Raw genomic sequence first — 15,224 nt, 5'->3', positions numbered from 1 at the left:
ATCAAAAGGGTCTTCGGCGCGGATTTCTCGATCGCCGTCAGCGGGACCAAGTCGGCGACCGGACACCTGCTCGGCGCCGCCGGCGGGCTCGGCGCGATCTTCACGATATTGGCGCTCAGGGACCAGGTGGCGCCGCCAACCCTCAATATGGGCGCGCCCGATCCGGCCGGCGACGGCATAGACTTCGTCGCGAACCAAGCCCGGCCAATGGAAATGGACTACGCGATCTCCAATGGTTTTGGCTTCGGAGGTGTGAACGCCAGCGCGCTGTTCCGGCGTTGGGACGGACAGGCCTGAACGGTCGAGCCGCTCCCTGGCTGAGGCTTTTGTTTCGGCATTCCGATTTCCCCACTCCAGCCGCAAGAAAGTGATCTCATGGAAAAGACCAATCCTGGCGTCGCCCTCGTCACAGGCGCATCCTCGGGCATCGGGCGCGCAACAGCCGCAGCCCTCCGGAACGCGGGCTTTCGCGTGTTCGGAACCAGCCGTCGCGCGATCTCCGAACAGTCCGACGGCGTTACCATGCTGACCGGCGACGTGACCGACGACGCGTCCGTATCGAAGCTGGTCGAAGATGTGCTGGCCGAAACCGGACGCATAGACCTGCTCGTCAACAATGCCGGCATCGGCCTGCTCGGCGGCGCGGAGGAATCCTCGACTGCGCAGGCTCAGGCGCTGTTTGATGTCAATGTCTTTGGTGTCATCCGGATGACCAACGCGGTGCTGCCGACAATGCGACGCCAACGGAGCGGCAGAATCGTGAATTTGAGTTCCGTGCTGGGCCTGATTCCGGCTCCCTATTCCGCTCTCTATGCGTCGACCAAGCATGCGATCGAAGGCTATTCAGAATCGCTGGACCATGAACTGCGCTCGTTCGGAATTCGCGTGGTGCTGGTCGAGCCCGCCTACACCCGCACGTCGTTTGAAGAAAATCTCGCAAGGCCCGATCAGTTGCTGGACATCTATGGCACCGCGCGCGCCGGCATGGATGTGGTTCTGCGGAAAGCCATCGAGACAGGCGATGCGCCCGAGATCGTGGCCAAGACGGTCTTGCAAGCGGCGACCGCCTCCGTTCCACGGAGGCGCTATGCTGCCGGAAAAATGGCTCGCCAGATCAGCTTGCTGCGCCGTTTCGTTCCCGAATCCGCCTTCGACAAGAGCCTGCGCAAGCAAAACGGCCTGCCGGCCTGATATCCAAGTCGCCGACAGGGTCCTTCGAGGCTCTCTGACACAGGAGTTGGGCAGCCGCAGCCGCCCACCCCCTTAGGCGGCGCTGCCGGTTCGGCGCGACGGGAGTTGCCCGGGATCAAAGGCGGCATTTGCGGCGGCAGAGGTGTCGAAACGCCTCGGCTCGAAGGCCAGCGCATCGTGCATGGGAAGCGCTGCCGAGAAGAGGAAGCCCTGCCCGATCATGCAATCGAGCGAGCGCAGGATCAGGCGATCGGCTTCCGTCTCGACCCCCTCCGCCATGACCTCTATGCCAAGCGTTCGTCCGAGATCAATGACCGCCTTGACCAGCGCCTGATCTTCCACGGACTTGGCCAGATCGCGAACGAAGTCCTTGTCGATCTTGATCTTGCGGATCCGACTGTCCTTCAGCGAAACCAGGGTCGAAAAGCCGGTGCCGAAATCGTCCAGCACGATCGATATGCCCGCGTCCGCCAGGCGTTCCAGCTTTTCGTCGACCCGGGCGCGATCCACGGGCGCCTCTTCGGTGATCTCTATCTCGAGCATGGCCGCGGGGACATTCCTCGTCTTCAGGATGTCCAGCATCATATCGTCGACATTGCCTGCCTCGAGTTCACGCGGCGACAGATTCATCGCAACGCGCACATCCTGGCGCCCTTTCCTCGCCAGTTCCTCGATCATGGAGCAGCAATTGAGAAAGACCTTCTCCGTCAGCAAGGAAAGCAGACCGGTTTCGCGTGCCGCTGTCACGATCTCCGGCGGGGGAATGGCGCCGTGAACCGGGTGCTGCCACCGCAGCAGCGCTTCGAAGCCGGCGAGCGCTTGCGTGTCCAGCCGCACGATGGGCTGGAACCATGAGCAAAGCGTGCCTCTCTCGATGGCTGCGCGCAGGTCGCGCTCGATGCAGTGCTTGCGTTCGAGCGCTTGATCGAGCTCGGCATCGAAGAGGCAGTATTCGTTCCTGCCGCTGCGCTTGGCCGCGTAAAGCGCGAAGTCGGCGCGCAGCAGCATCTCCGTCAGTCGCGGTGTCTCCGATACGTAGATACCGATCGAGGCGCCGACACGCACCGATTTCAATGCCGGATCCGGATTGGCGATGGCCGCGATGATCAAGGACGCAAGCTCGTCTATCGAGTGCTGCGAGCTTGCGGCGGGAAAGAGCAGCACGAACTCGTCGCCGCCGATGCGCGCGATCGTTGCCCCCGGCGGCGCGTGGTTCTCTATCCTGCGCGCGACCCGGACCAGCAGGTCGTCGCCGATATTGTGACCATAGGTGTCATTGACGGATTTGAAGCCGTCGAGATCGATCAGCATGGTCACGAACGGACCGTCGGAAAAACCCATCTCGCCGATTGCGTGCTCGAGCCCGTGCCTGTTGAGCAAGTTCGTCAGCGGATCGCACCTGGAGTTTCGTTCCATCCGGGCCGCGAACGCCCGCGCTTCGTATTTGAGGCGGCTCGTCTCCTTGAAGCGAGCCTGCCCGAGCAGCGAGCTTCTGATCATGCCTCCAAGAAAAAGCAGGACCGTGAAGCCGAGGACGTAGTTCTCGATATTGCCTTTCGCCAACACGCATCCTGCGGCGATCAGAAGCGGCAATGTCAAGAAGTTGATCGAAGCCGGCGCGTATGACGCACCATAGGTGACCGAACCGGCCGACAGGCCGGCGAGGACGACCAGATAGAGCGGCGCCTGGGGAGTGGTGTATCCATCCGACAGCACCGCCAGAAAAGACCAGGCGATGCCCGATGCCAGCGCCAACAGCCCGTAAACGGAAAGTCGCGCATCGACCGGCCTCGACCGGCTATCGGGCCCATCAAAGGCAATTTCCGGCTGGGCGAGCGCCAGTCCTATGCGGGCGCCGTTGATGATGGTGACCGCCGCAAACCACAGAACCGCCGCCGGGCCACCGCCCGAGAGCATCTGCACGGCCAGGATCAGGGCCGAGAGAACGGTGCCGATGGGCATCGAGATGAAAAGGCCCTTCTTCAGGTCAGCGAACTGATCCCGCAGAATTCCCGCTTCCACGGCTTCGCTTTGCCCCTGAAGGGCTGAACCTGGGCCAGGCTGGTCGGAATCTCTCATGCCTAGTGGCTAAACGAGCGGAATGAAAATCGCGTTAAGGATTTCAGCGACTTACGGCGCATCAGTCATGGATAGGCGAGCGCGACAGTCCGGCCCGCCCCCCCGGTGTGGCGGGAGCTTGCGAAAATCTGTCGGTCCGTTTGGAAACCGATCTGAGGAAACTCCATCAAATCATTCGTCGGCGCCTACGGTCACCAAAGGATGGGGTTTCGATGTCGCGACGGGCCTCGAACTTTGCTCATCGACTGGCGCAAGCAAGCCAGGCGATCATTGATTTGCCCAAACCAGCGTCGGGAGTCAGTCTGGCTCGGTCGGACTCCAATCGAATAGCGCAGGGAGAAAGAAGATGGCTCAAGACCACTCTAAATCGAGCGGACCGGATCTGGCCCAAGGTATCGCGCTATCCGACCTTGCCGATGGCGCAAAGCTGGTCGGTCACTATGGCGATGAACAGGTGCTGTTGGTGCGCCGCGGGACAGAGGTCTTCGCAATCGGGGCGGCGTGCACGCATTATGGCGGGCCGCTGGTCGACGGTCTTGTCGTGGAGGGTACCGTTCGATGTCCGTGGCACCACGCCTGTTTCGATTTGCGCACCGGCGAAGCCGTGCGTGCGCCTGCGTTCAGTCCACTCGCCTGCTGGTCGGTGGAACAGCGCGGCGATCGCATTTTCGTGGGCGAGAAGCGCAAGCGAGCGGCTCAAAAGCCCAGCAGTGGAGGCACTGGCCAGTTTGCCGGAAGAATCGTGATCGTCGGAGGCGGCGCGGCTGGTTTCGCGGCCGCCGAAAGACTGCGTCGTGAAGGCCATCAGGGCAGCATCGTCATGCTCAGCGACGACGAGGCGCCGCCCGTCGATCGCCCCAACCTTTCCAAGGATTACCTCGCCGGCAAGGCGCCGTCGGATTGGGTTCCGCTGCGCGGGGAAAGCTTCTATGCCAAGAACGGCATTGATCTGCGCCTCAAGACCAGCGTCGCCGACATCGATGTCGGGTCCGGCGAGGTCGTGCACGCAGACGGGAACCGAACCGCCTACGACCGTTTGCTGCTTGCTACGGGAGCCGAACCGGTCCGCCTCACGATCCCGGGCGCCGATCAGCCACAGGTCCATACGCTGCGCTCGCTCTCCGACTGCAGCACGATTATCGAGCAAGCCGAGACGGCCCGCAGCGCCATCGTGCTGGGCGCCAGTTTCATCGGCCTCGAGGTTGCCGCGTCCCTGCGTGCGCGGAACATCGAAGTTCATGTCGTCGCGCCCGACGAACGGCCGATGGAGCGGGTCCTCGGGCCGCAGATGGGCGACTTCATCCGCAGCCTCCACGAGCAAAATGGCGTCGTCTTTCATCTCAAGGACACCGCGGCCGCCATCGACGGCACGAACGTGCAACTGAGCAGCGGCCTTACGCTGACCGCGGATCTCATCGTCGCCGGCATCGGCGTGCGGCCGCGGCTCGGGCTTGCCGAAAAGGCTGGGCTCAGGCTCGACCGCGGCATCATGGTGGATGCCTTTCTGGAGACGAGCGCGCCGGGCGTTTTCGCGGCAGGCGACATTGCGCGATGGCCTGATGCCCACTCCGGCGAAAACATCAGGGTCGAGCACTGGGTGGTCGCAGAAAGGCAGGGACAGACGGCAGCTCTGAACATGCTCGGACAGCGCGAGAAATACACTGCCGTCCCGTTCTTCTGGAGCCAGCATTATGACGTCCCGATCAACTACGTTGGACATGCGGAGCGATGGGACGAGATCGCGGTGGAAGGCGACATCGCCGCCAAAGATTGCCTCCTGCGTTTCAAGCGCAAGGGACGCACACTGGCGGTCGCCTCGATTTTTCGCGACATCGAAAGCCTGAAGGCCGAATTGGAGATGGAACGCCGGAGCGCTACCTGATGAAGCATGCAGAGTCCGGTTGGCGCAGCGCACGCACGGGGCGGCCGGCGTCGGTCTGCAATGCGCTCAAATCCGACATCCGACCGGAACGGCCGACCGCTGCAAATGTGATGCAGTTGAAGACCAAAAGCCGCTTTGCCGATTCAGGCGGGTCTGGCGACGGCTGATTTGCCGCCATGCGATCGGCCGTACCAATGGCCTACGAAAAGCAACAACGGCGATGAAACCTTTCAGGGCTTCTTTCCGTTCGGTCGGAGGAGGATCCAACAATGACCGAACCCGGCGAAAGCAGTTCCCATAACCGGATCGACGACAAGCAGCTCGTCATTTTGCTGAAACAGAAAACAGGCATTTCGGACGCGCAAGCCAGGAGGCTGATAAAAGCGGTTGGACGCGATCGTCCTGCGCTGTTGCGGGAAGCCAGAATCATCAGGGCGAGGCACTCGGGCGTCTAGTTCACGCCGCCGCTTGAGCCGGCGATGGATGTTTCCGAAAAACGGCCATCCCCTCAGCGTGCGACCAGCCGAGAAACCTTGAGCCGCGGCGCGAAGAAGCAGCGCAAATAGGGCTGATTGGTTATCACGTAGTTGTTTTCGCAGATATGATATTGGCCGTCCGGCGATTCCTGAACCCGATCTCGCGGGATGTTGAAACCGTCGGGCAAATAGGTATAGCCGCCGTCGGCTCTGGACCGTACCGACGACTGCGGGATGGCGCGGCAATCTTGACCGCCGCAGCACTTGAATTTCGTTACCGGGTCAATCTTGTCTTCGTACCAATCATGCGCATTGGCGCCTGTTGCGGCGGCAATGCACATGGCTGTGAAGATGACCCTTCGCATGGCATTCCTCGTGTGCGGAGGCGCTGCTCATTCGGGCGTCATGTATATTAGCGTTGCGCCGAAAATGCCATCGGCTTGGCCAAGGCCCGGCACGGCAGCCGTCTGCCTCGCCCGCTCACCCCAGCCATCGTTGTGGATGGTCTCGCCGGTCATGAACGCGTTCTGCATAAGATACAGACGGGCGGGCGCGCGATGTCGGAGGGCGTGGCGAAGCGCTTTCAGTCGTTGGTTGGTGCGTCTCGCTGCCCCAGAATCGCTGTGCCTCCTGGCGGCATGCACAAGAATCGGCGGCTTGCGCAGACCTGCCGATTGCGAGATGGTGGGCGATGATCGCCGGTAGGTATCTGGATCACAAATTGGAATGCCCGTATTGCGGTGTGATCCGGTTGCAGATCCCCATCGATGCTCAACCCACTACCCAAATCCATTGTGCCGAATGCGGCAAATATCTGGGAACGTGGGACGAACTCCAGACCGACTTCGAGCGCCAGGGCGGCACCGAGGGGGTGTTCCGTCTGGACAAAGGGCGTATCCAGAAGCTCGCTTCCAGCCAATGACGGACCGCCGGCGGCAGCCAAGCCGGAATTGGCGGGAACTAATTTCTGACTTGAACGTTGCGCCGCCATAGGGGACTCCCCATGGCGCTCACATCTGACAGTCAGTCACAGGAATCTGTTGTTCAACGGCTTGTCCGGGAGATCGGCATTACCGAAGCGCAGGCTTTGGAACTTGTTTCTTTCCTAGGCTTGAATTGGGGTTCGCTCGTTCGCGAGGCGAAGGCACTGTCGCGCAGGAAGTAGCCTGTTGACGAGCCAGATCCGGTTTTCTTGCACGCGTGCCAAGGCACGCGCTGGAAAGTGCCCAAAGATACATTAGCGATCGCTTGACGAATCCGCTGGCCGCACCAGTCTTGCGTCTATGGCAAGAGGCATCAAGGTCGGAGACGAGGTCGCCATCACCGCAACGGTTCGCCGGCGGGTGACGGAGGACCGCGTCAGCGTGTCGATTCCCTCCTATGAGCAGCCGCATTCGATCATCGACCGCACGTCGACCGTGAAGAGAGGCCAGCCGATCGAGCTCGTCGGAGATGTAACGCGCGTCAATGGGGACCGGGTGACCGTGAAGCTCGGCGTACCGGTTACAGTGGACATCGACAAGGTCAGGCTGGTGACCACCAGCAAGCCTCCCGCGCGAAAGCCACCGGTGGTTCAGCGGCCGGCGTAAGGAAGACTGTGCCTGCCGGCAGTTCCGGACGGAAACCCGAGTCACGCTTTCTAGAATTGCTCCGGCAAAAACCCGCCCGGGGAGGAGCGCGGGCGGGTTTTCGCAAGAGCGGCCACATGACCCGCTCACGGATGGCGGCCCTCATTTCGGAGCAAAGGTTCGCCCCGCCGCTGCGTACCGAACAGCAAGACCCGCGGAAGGTTCCCATCGAGCCGAACGCTCCCGCACGCGCCCTCATCTTGACGGCCAAAAACCGCAAACCCATATCGCAGCCAGGCCAGGATCGCTGCCGGTTCCGGCCTGTCTCAGAACTCAAATTGTTCGTTCGACTTGGAGGATCTTATGAACGATCGGATGTTTGACAGCCCCGTTTTCGTGAAGAGCGGGAACAGCCTCATCCAGGAAATCGCCTGCCTCGATGACGCCCTGGAATTTCTCTACGAATGGCCCAAGAACAGACGCGGCACCATCTACGAGACCGCCCTGCGTGCCTGTCAGCGAGCATTCGACAGCGACTATCCGCTAACGGCCGCCAGAGACGCGTTCTGCGGCTTCGCAAAGTCGGTCAAGATCCACGAGGACGTGACTGTCACTTTGCCTTGGATGACCGGCAAGGGCCCAGGCAGCGGCGTGGCTGCGTAGCCGCAAAAGGAGGCAGTCGCGATGCTTGCAAAACCGTTCGAAAAGCCGATCCGCGTCTGGGTCGGACTGGGATTTCCGCGTCAGCTGAACACTGTCGTAGATGCCTATCAGTTCGTCGTCGACTGGTGTGGCAACAGCCCTGAGCAGAAGGCGGCGGTGCGTGCCTGCAAGGCCGCCTTGGCCGGCGAAATCGACCCAGAAACGGCGAGAGGGGTCTTCGTTGCCTTTGCCCGCCGGAAGGACATCCTCATCGAGGAGGGAGCAGTTCCGCTCCCAACTGGAAAGGCAGCCCAGCCGAAGCACGCTTGATGGGACCGAGGCGGCGGCCAACGCCGCCTCGTTTCACCTGTATGACGCGAACTAGCGCTTGGCGCTGTCGCTGTCGGCATCGGCCCGGGCGAGGAATGTCTCGGTGACCTGCGGAAGATTGTCCTTCAGCCACTCGGCCATCGCTTCTTCTTCGCGCAGGTTCTGCTCACAGACCCGAGCAATCTCGGCTTCACCCACGGCTTCAGCGGCAGCCATGAGGATCGTATAGGAAGCGATCTCCATATGCTCGAAGGTGTAGCTGGCCAGAGAGCCTTTCATCACCTCGTCGCCGGCGAACACGCCGCTGATCGACTGCGCCATTGCGGTCAGTTTTCCGCCTGCGTCCTTCAGTGTTGACGAACCTTCTTCCAGGCCATCCAGGCAAGACTTCAATCGTCTCGCCTGCTCCTTGGTCTCGGCGAGGTGAGCGCGGATGCGTTCGCTGAGGTCCGGATAGCTCTCGAGCCGGCCCAGCTGGCCGGACAGCATCGTCTCGGCTTGCTCTTCCATTGCGTGAGCATCCCTCAGCCACTGGATCAGCCATTCGCGGGATTCAGACATAGTTTTTTCCTCCTGGTTGGGTGCGCCCGAACCACAAGGACTGCGGATTGTTCCGTGGCGAGAGTGACGGGAGTGGGCATGACGAGCAGCAGGCCCGCGGCTCCTCGAAAAGCGTCGCTGACAGGACGGAAGCCGCGTCCGCATACCAACCTCCCAGAGGCTGGAACATTCCCAAAGGGAGGCGGTTTTATTCCTATCCAGGAGGAACAACCATGGCAGACGACACGACCAAGCGTGATTTCCGCGACCGCGGCCGCGTGTCAGGCGATGAGGAATATGAGGTCGCCCACTTCGCGAGGAAATTCCACCTGACAATCCCCGAAGCTCGCGACCTCATCAAAAAGCACGGAAACGATCGTGCGACGCTGGAGCGCGAAGCAAGGGCGGTGGCGAGCCGCTGACGGGCGTTCGCACTTCTGCGGAGATACTGCGAAGGAGACTTGACATGGCTAACAACCTATCCCGCGAGGAGGAGCAGCGTGGCACCAGCAGGGTCTTCATGTGGGGCACCGTCGCCGCGGCCGCAATCTTTGTGGCCCTTCTGGCGCTATTTTGGTTCGGCTCGTGATTGCCGTCGGCCACAAGGCCAAAGACCTTGCGGCGTACCACAGCCCTGCTCGACCGGTCAGGGCTGCGTCCTTGATTTGAGATTTCGAAATGAGGCAACCGACGGCATGGGCGGGGGGCGATGGGGAGCCGTCGGTTACCAGGAACAGGGGCCATCGAATCAAAATATGCATAGGCCCTTATATGATCATGCCAGCAATTTGCGTTCTTGGAAACTGGTTCCGCCCGAAAATTCAATCGCCTATGACTAAGAACGCAGATTCGGGATGATCTTCACGGGCCTCGCCCGCTACGCCGCATTTCGCTGAGCCGCCCTGAACGGATGGTCCATGGTAAACGCATCCGGCCGGATACGCCGCTCTACCTGCACCCAAGTAACGGGATGCGCGATGGGGAAGCCGGCGCGGGCCCGCGGCGAAAAAGCGCCGGCGGCCGTGTTGCCGCGTCCGTTGCGCAGATAATCGATGAAGATGCGGCCCTTGCGGGCCAACGGCGCGGCCGACAGCAAGTAGCGGTCGGGTTCTGCGTCGGCGAGGACCTGTGCAATCGACCTGGCGAGCTGCCGCGCGCGGTCGTGGGTCATTTTCGCCGCCAGCGGCGCCAACAAGTGAATGCCCTTGCCGCCCGTGACCTTCGGCCAGCTTTCCAGACCTGACGCTGCCATGATGTCGCGCAGCGCCAGCGCGGTCTCAGTCACTTGCGCCCATTCCACGCCCTCACCCGGGTCGAGATCCAGCACGATCCGGTCGGCATGCTCTATGTCATCCACCGTGGCATTCCACGGGTGGAGCTCGACCGCATCCATTTCGACCAGCCCGAGCAAGCCGTCGAGGTCGTCGACCCAGACCCGAGTGCCCTCCCCACCTTCTCGCTTCTCGACGCGCAGCTGGTGCACCGCTGCCGGGATCTCGGGCAGCATTCCCTTGTGGTAGAAAGTTGCCCCGAAGGCATGACGGACGAGCTTCAGTGGGCGACAGCCGAGGTGCACCAGCGCCTGATCGGCGACCAGACTCCAATAGCGAACGAGCTCATCCTTGGAAGGCGAAACCGCATCGGGCAGCAGCTGCAAGATATTCTCACGCGGCACGCCGTGATCTCGGTCCGCTCTTCGTTTCGACGGCGCCGGCGGCTTTGGCGGGACGGCCACTAGGTCCTCGCGGAGCCCCTTGAACACGGCTTCGCGCAAGATCCCGCGATCGGTAACGCCGCTGAACTGCACCTCGGCCAGGACTTCGGGTCTCACCCAGGTCGCCTTTGGCTTCACAATGGGCTCCGACAAAGGCGATTTGCCGATGATCAGCGGATCGAGCCGCTCGCGAACGCGTCGCGCCACTTCAAGCGTATAACCGCTCTGAGCCTTGCCTGCATAAAGCAGCCGGTCGCCCTCGCGCCTGCCGATATAGAGCGATGCGATCCGGCGCGGCTCAGCACCAAGCTTCTCGACGAACGCGACGATCGGAAAGGTGTCGCTCTTGATGCATTTGACCTTGACCCAGCTCGTCTGCACGCCGGAACGGTAGGGCGCGTCCACGCGCTTCGACACGATCCCCTCCAGGCCCATCCGGCAGGCATGATCGAACATCTCCCTGCCGCTCACCTCCAGATGCTCGGCATAGGTCAACGTCGGCGCGCTGTCCTTCAGCAGCGTTTCGAGCGCTGCCTTGCGCTCGACCAGCGGCTGCTGTCGCAGATCGCGGCCGTCGAGGTGCAGCAGGTCGAAGGCATAGAAGATCAATCTCGAAGAGTTTGGGTTGCCCAACTCGCGCTCCAGCGCCTGGTAGTCAGGCAAGCCGGTGTCGCCGAGAACGACAGCCTCGCCATCAATGATCGCAGATTTCACCGGCAAGCCTGCCGCCGCCTGGACAATCCTCCTGTAGCGATGCGACCAGTCATAGCCGCGGCGCGTGAAGGCTCGCGCTGTTGCGCCTTCCACGATGAGCTGGGTTCGGTAACCGTCGTACTTGATCTCGTGCAGCCATTCGCCGCCTTCGGGAGCTTTCTCGACCAAATTGGGCGATTGGAACTCGATGAAGGAAAGCCGGTCTTTGCCGCTGGTCATGCACGCGCGACTCCAGGAACCGCTACTCAAGCCGGAGCAGTCCCATCAGTTCCTTCCATTTTAGTAAAATCGTATGTTTGTCCGACTTGGCCAAGCGTGGCTTCGCAAAGGCAACGCGTTGCCCTCCGACCCGCAGAGTGCTCTGATTATCTGAGTAGATGTTTTATCAGTTGAGTGCGGAACAATCCTTAGCCGGCGACGTTTGGCTGCGGGGTGGATCTTCTTCAGGTGGGCCGTCAATGAACAAGTCAATCGTAATGGACTCGGTCGAGATCGACACGCTGGAAGACAGGTATTACGTGCGCGTTATCGAGGATGGCGTTGTGACCATCAAGCGTTTCGGTTCCGAAGCGGACGCGAAAGCTTTTGCCAAGCACGAACACACCCGACTGGGACTTGACGCTGTCAAGCAGCCGGGCACCGGCCAAAAGCTGCGATACGGGTTTCCGGAAAGTTGATGCCGCCTCGAAGATCGAGGAGTCTCCGACTTCCCCTTCGGGAACGCCGGCAACGCGCGGCCGCGGTCCTGCCCTACAAATAAGTCAGCCATGCGCGTCGTTCATTTGCCTGGTCGAGGTTGAACCAGCTTGAAGTCGAAGCTCTCCGGCAAACGTCCACGAGTGCTCACGGGCCTCACGGAGGACGCGACCTCCGGTTTGCGTGGACAGTTAGCTCGCTGCCAGCAGCGCTCGGCAGCGGGACTAGCTTAGCGGCGCTGTTTATGGCGATAGCCATTCATTTCGGGCCTGAGGCCCGAAAGCGAGGGCCCCTTCGCCGTGAACACGACGCCCGCCGCCTCAAAAGCGCGACGGATGCGGGTTCGTTTCTCGGCCCGCAGAATTCTGATCCCGTTCTCGAAGTCGCGAATGGTCCCCTCCCCTAGGCTGGCCTTGGCGCCGAGGCGCACTTGCGACCAGTGCAGGAGTTCTCGCGCGGCTCGCGACTCCTTTGGCGTCAAATCCATCAAGGGGTCTCCCCTAAGGCTTTTCAGCTGTCAATTTCCAGCCTCGCGTGTCCTGGCTGCTCGTGCCAGATCACCTGCCGGAGGTCGCCCCAGTCCACTGCCTGCCCGCAGGCGGGACATGTCCGGAACTGGTCCTCTTCGTTGGCGGCTGCTCTGACCCGCAACCGGGCAAAGATCGGCGGCCCCAAATCAGAAAGCTTTGTCACCCAGCTTCCTTGCCTCACGTTGCAAAATCTTACGGTCGTTGCCGTGCTCGCTGATCAGCTCCCGAACCTGTTCAGGCGTGATGCGATGCTGCTTGGCAAAGTAGCGAACCTCATAATCGTCGTCCGCCGACACACGGTCGCGGTCCCGGAAATCGCGCTTCGTTTTGACGTCTGCCATGGTTGCTCCTCCTGGCAAAACGAACACCGGGAAGGCAGGAATGTTCCAAACCGCTAATATGTGCGTGAAGCGCTACGGCCGGGATGGGGTCGGCCACGGCATTGCCTGGGAGAGGCCTCAAATGAAGTAACCGGCGGCATGGGCGGGGGGCGTTGGGGAGCCGCCGGTCACCAGGCAAGGGCCCATCTAATCAGAAAATGCATAGGCCCTTATATGATCATGCCAGCATTTTTCGCTCTTGGGAACTGGTTTCGGCATAAAATTCAAGATCGTACGCCCAAAGGTGCACGTTCTAATGATTTGCACGCCGGCGCTGCGACAGGAACCAGATCGGCACGCCCGCGTCATAAAGACAGGTTTCTGTCGCAACCCGGGAGTGAAGTCGATGGTCCGGCTCTTCGTTGTCGCTGCCGTGGCGTTCGCGCTCGCATGCAGCGGAGCTCAGGCGGCCAGGCTTGACCTCGACGCGGTCAATCAGGCGCAATTCAGCGAGGGCGAGCCGAAGGACGTCAGTCCGATGCTTCTCAAGGCGCAGATCCTTCTCGATCGCGCCCGCTTCTCGCCGGGCCTGATCGACGGTCGCCTCTCCGACAATTTTGCCAAAGCCGTGGCGGCGTTCCAGGCGGCCAACGGACTGGCTTCCGACGGCAAGCTCACACGCGAGACCTGGGACAAGCTGACGGCGAGCTCCGCCGAGCCGGTTCTGGTGACATATGAGGTCACGGTCAAGGACGTGCGCGGCCCCTTTACCAGGCGCATCCCCACCCGCCTGGAGCGGATGGCTCGTCTGAAGCGCCTCGGCTATCGCAATGCGCGAGAGAGGCTGGCCGAGCGTTTCCACATCAGCGAACAATTGCTGAAGACGCTCAACCCGCGCGTCGGGTTCCGGAAGGCAGATGTGAGCCTGGTGGTGCCCGATCTCGGACGGGGCGACGCTCCGGCGGAGATCGAGACCATCGAGGTCGACAAGGCATCCCGCCAGGTCCGCGCGCTCGATGCGTCAGGCAAAGCCGTTGCAGTCTTTCCGGCCTCGATCGGCAGCGAGGAAAAGCCGGCGCCGAGCGGCGCCGCGGAGGTCAAACGCGTGGTGCGCAATCCGACCTATCACTACAATCCGAAATTCGCCTTCAAGGGGGTCAAGAGCAAGCGGCCCTTCACCATCGCCAAGGGACCGAACAATCCGGTGGGATCGGTCTGGATCGACCTCTCGATCGAAAGCTACGGCATCCACGGCACGCCGGATCCCGGCAAGATCGGGACGACCTACTCGCATGGCTGCATCCGGCTGACCAACTGGGATGCCGAAGACCTCGCCGCCATGGTCAAGCCGGGCACGAAAGTCGAGTTCAAGGACGAGACGGCGCAGGACGGGCAGGCGCAGTAAAAACGCCGGGAGGAGCGAGCCGCCAAGGCGGGATCGCTGCATAAGCCCAATTTATCGTTACCCCTAGTTTTTCAGAACGTTACACGGCCTTCCGCCGCCTGTAGCTTCGGCGGCGCGCTTTTGAAAACGATCTGGAATTGGTGGTTCGATGCAAGCACATGCGAGAGTGGTGATCGTCGGCGGAGGATGCGTCGGCGCCGGCATCCTTTACGGCCTGGCCAAGCGCGGCTGGACCGACGTTGCGCTGCTCGAGCGGACCCAGCTTACGGCCGGCTCCACCTGGCATGCGGCGGGCCTGATCCCGTCCTATACCCGCAACATCAATGTCGGCCGCATGATCAAGAAGACCATCGAGATCTATGAAGGGCTGGAGGCCGAAACCGGCCAGCCGGTCGGCTGGCACAAATGCGGCCAGCTGCGCATCGCCAACTCGCGAGATCGGCTCGATGAATTCAAGAGCTATATGAGCGTGGCCGACGTCCAGGGCATGCGCGCTGAGTTGCTGACGCCGGCCGAGGCGAGGCAGCTGGCGCCGCTGCTCGACAACGACCACATGCTCGGCGCGCTTTATCATCCCGACGACGGCCACATCGCGCCGGCCGATGTGACCATCGCCATGGCCAAAGGCGCGCGCGACCTCGGCAGCAAGGTCTATCTCAACACCGAGGTCACCGGCTTCAAGCGGACGCCAAGCGGCGAGTGGCTCGTCCAGACCAACCAGGGCGACATCACCTGCGAGCACGTGATCTCCGCCACCGGCAATTATGCGCGCCAGACCGGCGCGCTGCTCGGCCTCGATATCCCGGCGATCCCGATCCTGCACCAGTACTGGATCACCGAAGCGGTGCCGGAAATCGTCGAGCGGAAAAGGCAGGGCCGCCCCGAAATGCCGATCCTGCGCGACGAAGGGTTCGAGGGCTATCTGCGCGAAGAAGGCGACGGGCTGATGTTCGGGCCTTACGAGCGCACGGCGAACCTGAAACTGTTCGCCGAGGACGGCGTCCCTTCCTGGTTCGGCGCCGACCTCGTCGAAGAAGATTTCGAGGCGGTGTCGTGGAACTGGGAGCAGGCTCTGCAGCTGGTGCCGGCGCTGGGGCGCGTCGGCATCAAGGCCAATGTGCGCGGACCGTTCCAGAT

Annotated in this window: 19 protein-coding genes and 1 pseudogene; 13 read left to right on the top strand and 7 right to left on the bottom strand. The window is 61.8% G+C overall.

Going from position 1 to position 15,224, the window contains the following annotated elements; translation table 11 throughout:
- Both EOA32_RS20905 and EOA32_RS20900 read left to right on the top strand, forming a co-directional pair.
- A pseudogene (locus EOA32_RS20905) lies at positions 1–297 on the top strand (beta-ketoacyl-[acyl-carrier-protein] synthase II); the annotation flags it as partial.
- 78 nt (positions 298–375) lie between these two features.
- Positions 376–1,191: an oxidoreductase gene (locus EOA32_RS20900; protein WP_128372750.1), complete on the top strand. Its 816-nt coding sequence runs from the start codon at positions 376–378 to the stop codon at positions 1,189–1,191.
- Between the two features lie 72 nt (positions 1,192–1,263).
- Here the strand turns inward: EOA32_RS20900 and EOA32_RS20895 are convergent, their stop codons facing one another.
- Positions 1,264–3,213 (bottom strand): GGDEF domain-containing phosphodiesterase, encoded by a 1,950-nt coding sequence (locus EOA32_RS20895; protein WP_245499340.1) that lies wholly within the window; start codon positions 3,211–3,213, stop codon positions 1,264–1,266.
- Between the two features lie 403 nt (positions 3,214–3,616).
- Here EOA32_RS20895 and EOA32_RS20890 point away from each other — a divergent pair, with 403 nt between their 5' ends.
- Positions 3,617–5,152, top strand: coding sequence for an FAD-dependent oxidoreductase (locus EOA32_RS20890; RefSeq protein ID WP_128372748.1), 1,536 nt, complete (start codon positions 3,617–3,619; stop codon positions 5,150–5,152).
- Positions 5,153–5,421: 269 nt separating this feature from the next.
- On the top strand, positions 5,422–5,607 hold the full coding sequence (locus EOA32_RS20885) for a hypothetical protein (RefSeq protein WP_066992988.1): 186 nt from the start codon (positions 5,422–5,424) through the stop codon (positions 5,605–5,607).
- Positions 5,608–5,660: 53 nt separating this feature from the next.
- Here EOA32_RS20885 and EOA32_RS20880 read toward each other — a convergent pair whose 3' ends face one another.
- Both EOA32_RS20880 and EOA32_RS40615 read right to left on the bottom strand, forming a co-directional pair.
- A complete protein-coding gene (locus EOA32_RS20880; protein ID WP_066992986.1) occupies positions 5,661–5,969 on the bottom strand; it encodes a hypothetical protein in 309 nt (102 codons plus the stop codon).
- Positions 5,970–6,020: 51 nt separating this feature from the next.
- Entirely contained in the window at positions 6,021–6,146 is a 126-nt protein-coding gene (locus tag EOA32_RS40615) for a hypothetical protein (RefSeq protein ID WP_281015131.1), read from the bottom strand.
- Positions 6,147–6,319: 173 nt separating this feature from the next.
- Between EOA32_RS40615 and EOA32_RS20875 the strand changes: the two genes are divergently transcribed.
- The 4 genes from EOA32_RS20875 (at position 6,320) to EOA32_RS20860 (ending at position 8,168) form a co-directional block, all read left to right on the top strand.
- A complete protein-coding gene (locus tag EOA32_RS20875; protein WP_066992985.1) occupies positions 6,320–6,550 on the top strand; it encodes a hypothetical protein in 231 nt (76 codons plus the stop codon).
- Between the two features lie 361 nt (positions 6,551–6,911).
- Complete coding sequence (locus EOA32_RS20870) at positions 6,912–7,217, top strand: hypothetical protein (RefSeq protein WP_066992982.1); 306 nt, start codon at positions 6,912–6,914, stop codon at positions 7,215–7,217.
- Positions 7,218–7,559: 342 nt separating this feature from the next.
- Positions 7,560–7,859, top strand: a complete 300-nt coding sequence (locus tag EOA32_RS20865; RefSeq protein WP_128372747.1) for a DUF982 domain-containing protein — start codon at positions 7,560–7,562, stop codon at positions 7,857–7,859.
- 21 nt (positions 7,860–7,880) lie between these two features.
- Complete coding sequence (locus tag EOA32_RS20860; RefSeq protein WP_128372746.1) at positions 7,881–8,168, top strand: DUF982 domain-containing protein; 288 nt, start codon at positions 7,881–7,883, stop codon at positions 8,166–8,168.
- A 51-nt stretch (positions 8,169–8,219) separates the two neighbouring features.
- On the opposite strand, the gene EOA32_RS20855 is transcribed toward EOA32_RS20860, so the two are convergent.
- A complete protein-coding gene (locus EOA32_RS20855) occupies positions 8,220–8,729 on the bottom strand; it encodes a DUF892 family protein (RefSeq protein WP_066992977.1) in 510 nt (169 codons plus the stop codon).
- 212 nt (positions 8,730–8,941) lie between these two features.
- Here EOA32_RS20855 and EOA32_RS20850 point away from each other — a divergent pair, with 212 nt between their 5' ends.
- Positions 8,942–9,130 carry a DUF3606 domain-containing protein gene (locus EOA32_RS20850; protein WP_128372745.1) on the top strand — a complete coding sequence of 63 codons (189 nt, stop codon included), beginning with the start codon at positions 8,942–8,944 and terminating at the stop codon, positions 9,128–9,130.
- A 44-nt stretch (positions 9,131–9,174) separates the two neighbouring features.
- Entirely contained in the window at positions 9,175–9,297 is a 123-nt protein-coding gene (locus tag EOA32_RS40610) for a hypothetical protein (protein WP_259979811.1), read from the top strand.
- A gap of 288 nt (positions 9,298–9,585) precedes the next feature.
- Here EOA32_RS40610 and ligD read toward each other — a convergent pair whose 3' ends face one another.
- On the bottom strand, positions 9,586–11,355 hold the full coding sequence (gene ligD, locus EOA32_RS20845; protein ID WP_128372744.1) for a DNA ligase D: 1,770 nt from the start codon (positions 11,353–11,355) through the stop codon (positions 9,586–9,588).
- A gap of 239 nt (positions 11,356–11,594) precedes the next feature.
- Between ligD and EOA32_RS20840 the strand changes: the two genes are divergently transcribed.
- The gene (locus tag EOA32_RS20840) at positions 11,595–11,813 is read left to right on the top strand and encodes a hypothetical protein (RefSeq protein WP_128372743.1); all 219 of its coding nucleotides are present in this window, start codon (positions 11,595–11,597) and stop codon (positions 11,811–11,813) included.
- 248 nt (positions 11,814–12,061) lie between these two features.
- Here the strand turns inward: EOA32_RS20840 and EOA32_RS20835 are convergent, their stop codons facing one another.
- Positions 12,062–12,319, bottom strand: coding sequence for a helix-turn-helix domain-containing protein (locus EOA32_RS20835; protein WP_128372751.1), 258 nt, complete (start codon positions 12,317–12,319; stop codon positions 12,062–12,064).
- Positions 12,320–12,508: 189 nt separating this feature from the next.
- Positions 12,509–12,703, bottom strand: coding sequence for a DUF3606 domain-containing protein (locus tag EOA32_RS20825; RefSeq protein WP_066992956.1), 195 nt, complete (start codon positions 12,701–12,703; stop codon positions 12,509–12,511).
- Positions 12,704–13,088: 385 nt separating this feature from the next.
- Here EOA32_RS20825 and EOA32_RS20820 point away from each other — a divergent pair, with 385 nt between their 5' ends.
- Together EOA32_RS20820 and EOA32_RS20815 are read left to right on the top strand one after the other, a co-directional pair.
- A complete protein-coding gene (locus tag EOA32_RS20820) occupies positions 13,089–14,087 on the top strand; it encodes a L,D-transpeptidase (RefSeq protein ID WP_128372742.1) in 999 nt (332 codons plus the stop codon).
- Between the two features lie 148 nt (positions 14,088–14,235).
- On the top strand, positions 14,236–15,224 hold a 989-nt coding region (locus EOA32_RS20815; RefSeq protein ID WP_145971328.1), incomplete at its 3' end, for an FAD-dependent oxidoreductase.

The organism is Mesorhizobium sp. M1A.F.Ca.ET.072.01.1.1 (genome assembly GCF_004023325.1).
Lineage (GTDB): Bacteria > Pseudomonadota > Alphaproteobacteria > Rhizobiales > Rhizobiaceae > Mesorhizobium.
The sequence above is the reverse complement of the archived record's forward strand: the minus strand, read 5'-3'. Positions and strand labels throughout refer to the sequence as shown.